General features: G+C 63.2%; 9 protein-coding genes. 6 read left to right on the top strand and 3 right to left on the bottom strand.

The window, feature by feature from the left end; genetic code table 11:
* The 3 genes from WBV42_RS07195 to WBV42_RS07205 form a co-directional block, all read left to right on the top strand.
* The coding region (locus tag WBV42_RS07195; protein ID WP_423985423.1) for a CoA transferase at positions 1 to 365 on the top strand (365 nt) is incomplete at its 5' end.
* Positions 366 to 548: 183 nt separating this feature from the next.
* A complete protein-coding gene (locus WBV42_RS07200; protein WP_423985424.1) occupies positions 549 to 1,718 on the top strand; it encodes a thiolase domain-containing protein in 1,170 nt (389 codons plus the stop codon).
* Complete coding sequence (locus tag WBV42_RS07205; protein ID WP_423985425.1) at positions 1,715 to 2,104, top strand: Zn-ribbon domain-containing OB-fold protein; 390 nt, start codon at positions 1,715 to 1,717, stop codon at positions 2,102 to 2,104. The genes WBV42_RS07200 and WBV42_RS07205 overlap by 4 nt, the downstream gene beginning before the upstream one ends.
* 45 nt (positions 2,105 to 2,149) lie before the next feature.
* On the opposite strand, the gene WBV42_RS07210 is transcribed toward WBV42_RS07205, so the two are convergent.
* On the bottom strand, positions 2,150 to 2,554 hold the full coding sequence (locus WBV42_RS07210) for a hypothetical protein (RefSeq protein ID WP_150123030.1): 405 nt from the start codon (positions 2,552 to 2,554) through the stop codon (positions 2,150 to 2,152).
* A gap of 112 nt (positions 2,555 to 2,666) precedes the next feature.
* On the opposite strand from WBV42_RS07210, the gene WBV42_RS07215 reads away from it, so the two are divergent.
* Entirely contained in the window at positions 2,667 to 3,419 is a 753-nt protein-coding gene (locus tag WBV42_RS07215; RefSeq protein WP_423985426.1) for a DUF7509 family protein, read from the top strand.
* Between the two features lie 890 nt (positions 3,420 to 4,309).
* Here the strand turns inward: WBV42_RS07215 and WBV42_RS07220 are convergent.
* On the bottom strand, positions 4,310 to 5,758 hold the full coding sequence (locus tag WBV42_RS07220) for an RtcB family protein (RefSeq protein WP_423985427.1): 1,449 nt from the start codon (positions 5,756 to 5,758) through the stop codon (positions 4,310 to 4,312).
* Positions 5,759 to 5,789: 31 nt separating this feature from the next.
* The gene (locus WBV42_RS07225) at positions 5,790 to 7,070 is read right to left on the bottom strand and encodes an oligopeptide/dipeptide ABC transporter ATP-binding protein (protein ID WP_423985428.1); all 1,281 of its coding nucleotides are present in this window, start codon (positions 7,068 to 7,070) and stop codon (positions 5,790 to 5,792) included.
* A gap of 24 nt (positions 7,071 to 7,094) precedes the next feature.
* Between WBV42_RS07225 and WBV42_RS07230 the strand changes: the two genes are divergently transcribed.
* The gene (locus WBV42_RS07230) at positions 7,095 to 7,616 is read left to right on the top strand and encodes an ABC transporter permease subunit (protein WP_423985429.1); all 522 of its coding nucleotides are present in this window, start codon (positions 7,095 to 7,097) and stop codon (positions 7,614 to 7,616) included.
* A 126-nt stretch (positions 7,617 to 7,742) separates the two neighbouring features.
* Positions 7,743 to 8,557 (top strand): ATP-binding protein (locus tag WBV42_RS07235; RefSeq protein WP_423985430.1); only part of this gene is annotated, 815 nt, incomplete at its 3' end.

The following is an 8,557-nucleotide window of genomic DNA, read 5'->3' on the forward strand; positions in this document are numbered from 1 at the left end:
GTCCCGAATTGGTCGAAAAACACCTGAGCGACGACCCGGCGATCCGCGAAGCCGTTCGGGATACCCTCCAAGCCGTCTTCGAAACGCGGACGATGGACGAGTGGCTCGACGAGTTCGACGGCGTGGATACGGCCGTCGGCGGGGTTTACACTGTCACGGAGGCGTTCGACCACGAGCAGACGACGGCGCGCGGAATGGTCGTCGAGTCGGACGGTTCCCCGCCGCGAATCGGATTCCCGATACATGGTGCGGACGGTTCGGCCGTTCCAACCCGACTGCCGGACCACGGCGAGCACACGGCGAGCGTCCTCCGCGAGGCTGGCGTTTCCGACGAGACGATAGCGCGGCTGGCCCGGGACAGTTGAGCGACCGATGCGGGAAAGAGGACGGTTATGGTGGGATGGTTGGAACGGTGCTCGTGGGAAAATCGGATGGCTAGCGCGGAACCATTCGGCGGCTACAGCGTGACGACGATTCAGGGTGACGAGTTGTCAGCGCCGACGCCGTTCAGCGGAGGATTATTTATTGCTCCCGAAAAAATGAGGGTAGTGACACGAGCTGCCATCGTCGGTGGCGGGATGACCCGATTCGGCCCGCACGACCGACCGCTGGAGGAACTGTTTGCCGACGCCGCGTTCGCGTCGATGGACGACGCGGGTATCGCTGGCGATGAGATCGACGCGTTCTATCTCGGCAACGCGCTGGGTGGACAGACCGAATCCGACACCCATCTCGCGCCGAAACTGGCGACCCACATCGGGATTCAGGGAATACCCTGTCAGCGATTCGAGGACGCCTGTGAGACCTCATCGAACGCGTTCAAACACGCGGTACAGGCGGTCGAAAACGGCGTTCACGACGTCGCCCTCGTCGGCGGCGTCGAGCGCTGTACGCCGGAGACCGGACTCGGAACCGGCGAGATGACCGCGATCTTCGCGGGAGCCTCACACCGCCAGTACGAGCAACCGACCGGACTGACGTTCCCCGGCGTGTTCGCCCTGCTCACGAAGCGGCACATGCACGAGTACGGGACGACCGAATCGCAGTTGGCGGAAGTAGCCGTGAAAAACCACTATCACGGCCAGTTCAACCCGAAGGCACACTTCGGCCGCGACACGGACGTCGAGTCGGTACTGGAGAGTCCCATCGTCGCGGATCCGTTCCACCTGATGGACTGCTGTCCGTTCTCGGACGGCGCTTCGGCGGTCCTCGTCGTTTCCGACGACCTCGCCGAGAGTTTCGCCGGAGAACCGGTTTCGGTAACCGGCGTCGGCCACCGAACCGACGCCGTGCCGCTGGCGGACAAGGTCTCGCTCTCGGCCACTCAAGCCGCCCGCGACGCCGCCGACGAGGCCTACGGCCAGGCGGAAATCACCCCGGACGACATCGACGTGGCCGAAGTTCACGACTGCTTTACCGGCGCGGAAGTCCTCGCAACCGAGGCGCTCGGCCTCTTCGAGGACGGAACCGGCGGACAGGCGGCGGCGGAGGGCCGCACCTACATCGACGGCGAGATGCCCGTCAACCCGAGCGGCGGTCTGAAGGCGAAAGGCCACCCCATCGGCGCGACCGGAACGGCCCAACTCGTGGAGTTGACCGAACAACTCCGCGGCGACGCGGACGACCGGCAAGTAGAGGGTGCGAAAACGGCAGTGGCACACAACCTCGGCGGCGACGCCGCGACCACCGTCGTCACCGTACTGGAGGCGCGAGCATGAGTTCGGAAGATGGCGACAACGTTCCAGCACTGACGTACGCCGACTGGCGGGCCTACCTCAAGGCCGGGGACCTCGTGGGACTCGAATGTGAGTCCTGCGGGACCGTCACGGCCACGCCGAAGCGGGCCTGCGTGGAGTGCGGCGACCGAAACCTCGACACCCACACCCTGCCGAACGTCGGCGTCGTCCACAGCGAGACGACGATAACCGTCCCGCCGGTCGGGTTCGAGGGGCCGTATCAGGTCGCCGTCGTGGACCTCGGCGACACGAAGATCCTCGGTCGAATCGGTGGAGACGAAGAGGTCAACATCGGAACGACCGTCGAATGTACCGACACCGTCGAACTCGACGGGATGCCCGCGCCGATGTTCGAGCCGGTCGAATAGCGAAATAGCGAAATAGCGAACTGCAAGAATTCAACATCCGGGTTCCTACGGCGCGTGGCCAGTGACGTTCTCGTAATCCGCTTCGATCTCTTGGCGTCCGAGGTGCGTGATTTTGTAGAACGTTTGGCGGCCGTCGGCACCCTCCGGCGCGCCGGTTCGGGCGACGAGACCCGTGGAGATCAACTCCCCGACGTGGTGAGTGAGGTCGAAGCTCCCGTCGTCGATGGCTTCAGCGAGCGTTTTCCGCGAGACTTCCTCGCGTTCGTAGAGGAGAAACAGGATCGAATACCGCCGCGTATCGCCGAGGGCGGCCTTCCGCGCGACGTGATCCGCGAGCGTTCCAAGGCTGTCGTCGAACAGCCGTTGGTCCACGTACTCCTCGACGTTCCGCTCGTCGTCCGGGGTCGGCGTCGATTCGGCGGCCATGATGGGTACGTGTACGACGGCCAACTACATCAGCCTACCGATTAGAGAGAAATTTTTCTTTGTTTCTGCAGTACCATTCTCGCCGTCGGTTGGGCTGTCGATAGCTATTTGATCGCCGTCTCGAAACCCAGAATAAATGTTCGACGGGGAGACGAACTTCCGGTACGACGGTCGGCCTATCGCGGATATTCTGTCGGAACAGGCACCGACGCCGCCGGATTTCGGCAGTCACAACGACTTCACCGTCTACGTGATGGGACCGTACACCGCGTTCAGTGCGGCGTACGCCTACGACGACGGCGACGAACTCCGCACGCCGTTCCAGGCCGACCCGCTGTTCGACCCCGAGCGCCACGTCACGACCGACGGTCGCGGGGACATGGAACTCGCACTCAGGGATTTCTGTGAGGAACTCCGCCAGCGTCATAACTGCCGGGCGTTCATCGCCACCGACATCGACATCCCGACCCACGAACAGGCCGCCGAAGCGGATTCAAACACCGAGGGAATGGACCCGCTCGCCCAGTCGGTCGCGTTCGCGGCCCACAGCGACGCCGTGCTCTTCCTGTTCACGCAGGGTGGGCTCACGACCGGCGTCGGCACCGAAACCGGCGGGATTCTGGGGGAGTTTCATATGCGACGCGGGAACCCAGCGACGACGCACAAGCCCGGCCAGCGGATCGGCCTGTATCTGGACGAGTCGTTCGCCAGCGCGACCGTCGACGAACTGCCGTACGGCTACGACGTGCAGTACGACAGTTTCCGGACGAAGCGGGACCTCCACGACAAGGTACGAAACTGGCTGGACAGTATCGACCGCGAAACCCGCGACACGGAGTTGCCTGTTTTTATTACGGGCGATACGTACGCGCCGGAAGGAGAGGAGTAGGAAAGCCTCCGTCCGTTCGCTACGAAACGGGTTTTGAGTTGATTCGGTTGTAGCAGCTACTGAGAACACGACTCAGAAAGCCCCCGTCCGTTCGCGGTCGCTGCGTGAGATATCCGCGCTCTCCGCACCGTTCGCGCGGATAGTGGCTTCACGCAGACGACTAAATCAAGCGCGAACGCCCGGCTCCTTTCAACCCACCCAAACGACAACACCGCACTGCGCCACATTCCTCCCCAACTGATTCCTCCACTCGTCGCTGACGCTCCTCGGTCGTCATCCCTCGCACGGGCGCACTCACGTGCGCCACCGTCAGAGCTTCGCTCTGACGAGCCACTCGCTCACTCCTTCGTCGTCGCCGGTGCAAAGCACCGGCTTCCAGCGGAACCGTTGGTCCCGCCCAGTTCACGAGGACTTCGCGCGCCGTGTGGTTAGCCGGTATCGCTCACTCTCGTCCAACCGATTGGCGCGCGCGAGAAACGCGTGCGAGGGATGAGTGAGCGACCAGCGGGAGCGAAGGAATCGGCTGGTGAGGGGGTGGTGCAGTGTGGTTGCGGTGCGGCGGCGGGATCTGGGTGGACTGAAAGGGGCCGCCCGCTCGCGCAACGCGTGGTCGTCTCAGTGACTCCTCTCGATGAGGAGCGCTAGCGACGAATCGAGATGTCGCTGAGCGGCCGCGAGCGGGCGGGGGCTTTCGAAGCGGTCTGCTTCCTAATCACTGAAATCGCAAAACTACCAAAGTCATGTCGTTGCAAACGACCGAAAGCGTTCGAAATCAAGATCCGAGATACCCATTCAACGAGTAATATTATTCAGTGGAATACAGGATGAAATAGTACTGTTCAGTATCCACGACAACGAAACGGGAATCAAAGGCCTTTCCCCGAACGTCGTCACTTTGCTTTCAGGTTGTGCACGACATTCAACCACTCAACTACCTCCGCAGTCGGTTCGATGGCCTCCCGAATCGCGTCGGCCGGTTTGTAGGCCATCGGCGCTTCGTCCAGCACCGACTCGACGACCGATTCGGAGTAGATGCCGTCCATGGACTCGCCGAACTCGTCCATCGAAATCGTGTCGAAGGCGTCGCCACGACTCATGGTCCGGCCCGCGCCGTGCGGGGCCGTGGAGTGGTACTCCTCGTTGCCCTTGCCGCGGGCGATGATCGACCCGTCCGCCATATTGAACGGGACGACGAGTCGCTGGCCATCGCGGGCGGGCGTGGCACCCTTGCGGATGGTCATGTCGCGGAAGTCGATGTAGTTGTGCGTGGACTGGAAGCGGTCGGTCGGCCGAATTTCGAGCGCCTCACAGATGGCGTCGCTCATCAACTCGCGGTTCCAGCGGGCGTACTGCTGGGCGAACAGCATATCGACGTAGTAGCCGTGTGCCTCCCGGCCGTCGAGCCAATCGAGGTCGTCGCTTCGCTCCTCGCTAGGGCGCAGGTTCGACCCAGAAAGCGCGTCGAACGCGTCCTCGATGTCGCTCCCGTCGAAGGCCTCCCGGACTCGCTCGGCGCGGATGTGTGATTCACCCATGCCGCCGGTGACCCACGTGAACAGTTCGCCGTCCCCGACGGTTTCGGGGTCGAACTTGAGGAATTTTCCGTACCCGTCCGGAATCGCGTTCCGGATCCCGTCGGCCGAGCGGTAGTCCGAGGCCAGGCCCTGCCAGTACTCGGCGACGGCCTTGCCGAGGTAGCGCGACCCGCTGTGGACGACGAGCCAGAAGTCACCCGACTCCCGACCCTGCGCGAACTCGACGAAGTGGTTGCCGCCGCCGAGCGTCCCCGCGCTCTTGATTACGTAGCCCATTCCCTGTCGCTGGTCCGCCAGCACGCGCTCGCAGAGGGATTTGAAGTACGCCTCGCCGTAGCCGTCGAAGTCGAAGGCGAGGGGGTCGATGGGGCGACCGAATCGCTCGCGGTAGGCGGCGTCGAAGCGGTCGAAAACTTCATTAGCCCGCTCGAACGGGAACTCGTTCACGAGGTGCGGCGCGTCGTCGTACTCGTGGACGTCGCGTCCCATCGGCACGGCGTCGCGGACGCGACGCTCGCGCTCGGCGTCCGCGAGCGGGAGGTCGGAACCGAGGTTCGTCGCGCACATGCCACAGCCGACGTCCACGCCGACGATGTTCGGGACGACGCGGTCGGGGAGCGGCATCGTGAAGCCGATCGGCGCGCCAGCGCCCCAGTGGGTGTCCGGCATGATCCGCACCGGTTCGGTGAACGCGGGGTGGTCGATGAGCTCCTGAATCTGTTGGAGACAGCCGGATTCGACCAGCGCCTCGTCCTCGACCATCACGCGGGCGGTCGTGTGCGACCCGTTCAACTCGATAGGCATTCTCTGCCCGATTCGAGAGGGCGAACCGACATCAAAGTAGCTGATTGCGTGATGGGACGAGCGACTGGCAAACTCGCTTGAATCGTCCCGCTACCGGTCCGCGTTTGGCCCGTCGGCGACGCACGACCCCTCGCTCGTGTCGGCGGATGTATCCCCATCCGCCTCCCCCTCCCCGTCGTACAGATGGCACGCGACGGCTCGACCGTCGACCGTTCGCTGATCCGGATGCTCGGTCTCGCACACCGTGGGAAACGCCTCGCCGAGGGTTTCCGCGGCGGCGTCCTCGTCCCCGTCGATCGCGCGCGATCACGCTCGAAACCGTCCCCTCGACGCGTTCGTGATCGACCGTCGTTGGTATCCCGTACTCGCGCCGAACCGCCTCCCGGAGGGCCGCTTCCGGGACCGAACCGTCCCCCCGCTCGTCGGCGAGCCGTTCGCGGGTGGATTCGAGACCGAATTCCCCGTCCCGGAGCGCGATACGCAGGGCGAAAATCCCGGTCCACGTCGGCTGGGCGAGCGAGTAGTCCTCGGGTGGGATGATTTTCGGACAGCGGGTGTGGAACCGGCACCCGGACGGCGGCGACGACGGGTCGGGGACGTCACCGGTCAGCTCCACCATCTCGTTCCGGTCGTGCGGGTCCGGCCGTGGAACCGTATCGAGCAGCGCCTTCGTGTACGGATGTTTCGGATCCTCGAACAGGTCGCTCGTCCGTCCGTGTTCGACGGCTTCGCCGACGTACATGACGACGACGCGGTCACAGAGCTGGTGAACGACGCTCATGTCGTGGCTGATGAGCAGGATGGAGAGATCGAACGCCTCCTGGAGGCGTTCGATGAGCGCCAGAATTTCGGCCTGCACCGACACGTCGAGGGCGCTCACGGGTTCGTCCAACACCAACAGTTCCGGGTCCAACGACAGCGCCCGCGCCAACGCTGCACGCTGTTTCTCCCCGTCCGAGAGTTCGTGCGGGTACTGCTCGCGCTTTCCCTCCGAGAGTCCGACGAGCGAGAGCAACGTCTCGATCCGTTTCGTCAGCCGCTCGCTGTCCGTCAACCCGTGTGTCAGCATCGGCTCCGCGATGGATTCGCCGATGGTCATCCGCGGATCGAAACTGGACGACGGGTTCTGAAACACCATCTGGACCTGCCGTCGGTACCGCTTTCGCTCGTCCTTCGACAGCGACCCGAGCGAGCGGTCCCGAAACAAGATTTCCCCGTCAGTAGGCGTTTCGAGCGAGACGACGTTTCGAGCCACGGTCGATTTCCCACAGTCGGATTCGCCGACCAGTCCGAGTGTTTCGCCGCGCTGCATCCGGGGTCGATAGTCGAACGGATAGTGACCGGCGGGTCGTACCTCGGGCTGGGGGTTCCGAGCTACTGGATCGTCGTCGTGGCCGGTCCGGGCATCTTGGGGCTCACCGAGACGCTCCATCAGTTCACACCACACGTCCAGACGGTACTGTTGTCGAGCGTGCTGGGGATTTCGCTGCTCGCGGGACAGTTGCGGTACGCACGAGCCGAATCACGCGAGTACGTCTACCGCGAGTTCGTCAAGTTGCTTCGCGCGAAGGGCGCATCGAATCGGCGTGTCGCCCGGCACATCCTTCGCAACGCCGCGATTCCACTGCTCTCGTTGTTCTTCGCCGACCTCATCGGAACGCTCGTGGTGAACGTCTTCGTCCTCGAATCCGTCACCGGTGTCGGGGGAATCGGTAGCCTCGGTCTCGGCGCGATTCAGCAGCGCGATCTACCGCTCATTCTCGGAGTGGCGATGGTCATCGCGTTCGTCGGAATTCTGGGCAACCTCTTCCAGGACCTCGCCTATGTGGGACTCGACCCACGCGTCGAATCGGAGTGAAAGGGTACGAGACACGCGTTTCGGCCTCGAAACGCCGGTCCATTGTCGTCAAATAGTCTAACGGAGGTTGAACGATTCAAAAAGTATATCGGGCAGGGTTACGCTTACTATCGGCAAGAATAGTCAATGGGCAATGGAAAACGCACTGACAGTCCCTCCCAGTCAGAGGCGGATATAGACGCTTCTGACGGTACTTCCGACGAGCGGCGGGATTCGCGCTCGGTTTCCGACGGGGAAGTTGCCCCCGAGGATTCCACCGTCGATTCCGTCCCGTCTGAGGAAGGCGCTCTCGGAACGAACGTCGATGAATCGCTGGTCGCCGACGATTTCGACCCCGAAACGGACGACGATCTCCTCGGCGGTTTGGACGTCGAGACGACCGATGAGATTCCCATTCCGGACCGACTGGTCGATCAAGTCATCGGGCAGGAGTCCGCCCGTGAAACCGTGGTGAACGCGGCGACACAACGTCGTCACGTCATGATGATCGGGTCGCCGGGGACCGGGAAATCGATGTTGGCGAAGTCGATGAGTCAACTCCTCCCCAAGGAGGAGTTGCAGGACGTCCTCGTCTATCACAACCCCGACGATGGAAACGAGCCGAAGATTCGGACCGTTCCCGCCGGAAAGGGTAAACAGATAATCCAAGCTCACAGGGACGAGGCGATGAAGCGTGATCGGATGCGAACGTTCCTGATGTGGGCGATCATCGCACTCGTCGCCGGATACGCCTTCTTCATCGCCAAAGAGTTCTTACTGGGTGTTATCGCGGTTGGCGTTACGTACCTTCTGTTTCACTACAGTTCACGCGGGACGAACGCCGTGATCCCGAACCTGTTGGTGGACAACTCCGACGTCGATACCGTTCCCTTCGAGGACGCGACGGGTGCCCACGCGGGTGCGCTGCTGGGCGACGTGCGCCACGACCCGTTCCAGTCCGG

Source organism: Haladaptatus sp. (assembly GCF_049589095.1).
In the GTDB taxonomy this organism is placed as follows: domain Archaea; phylum Halobacteriota; class Halobacteria; order Halobacteriales; family Haladaptataceae; genus Haladaptatus.

Bases quoted from the DNA above. Each gene is read 5' to 3' on its own strand.
- WBV42_RS07205 (WP_423985425.1), top strand. From the start codon at position 1,715: ATGAGTTCGGAAGATGGCGACAACGTTCCAGCACTGACGTACGCCGAC.
- WBV42_RS07215 (WP_423985426.1), top strand. From the start codon at position 2,667: ATGTTCGACGGGGAGACGAACTTCCGGTACGACGGTCGGCCTATCGCG.
- WBV42_RS07220 (WP_423985427.1), bottom strand. From the start codon at position 5,758: ATGCCTATCGAGTTGAACGGGTCGCACACGACCGCCCGCGTGATGGTC.
- WBV42_RS07225 (WP_423985428.1), bottom strand. From the start codon at position 7,070: ATGCAGCGCGGCGAAACACTCGGACTGGTCGGCGAATCCGACTGTGGG.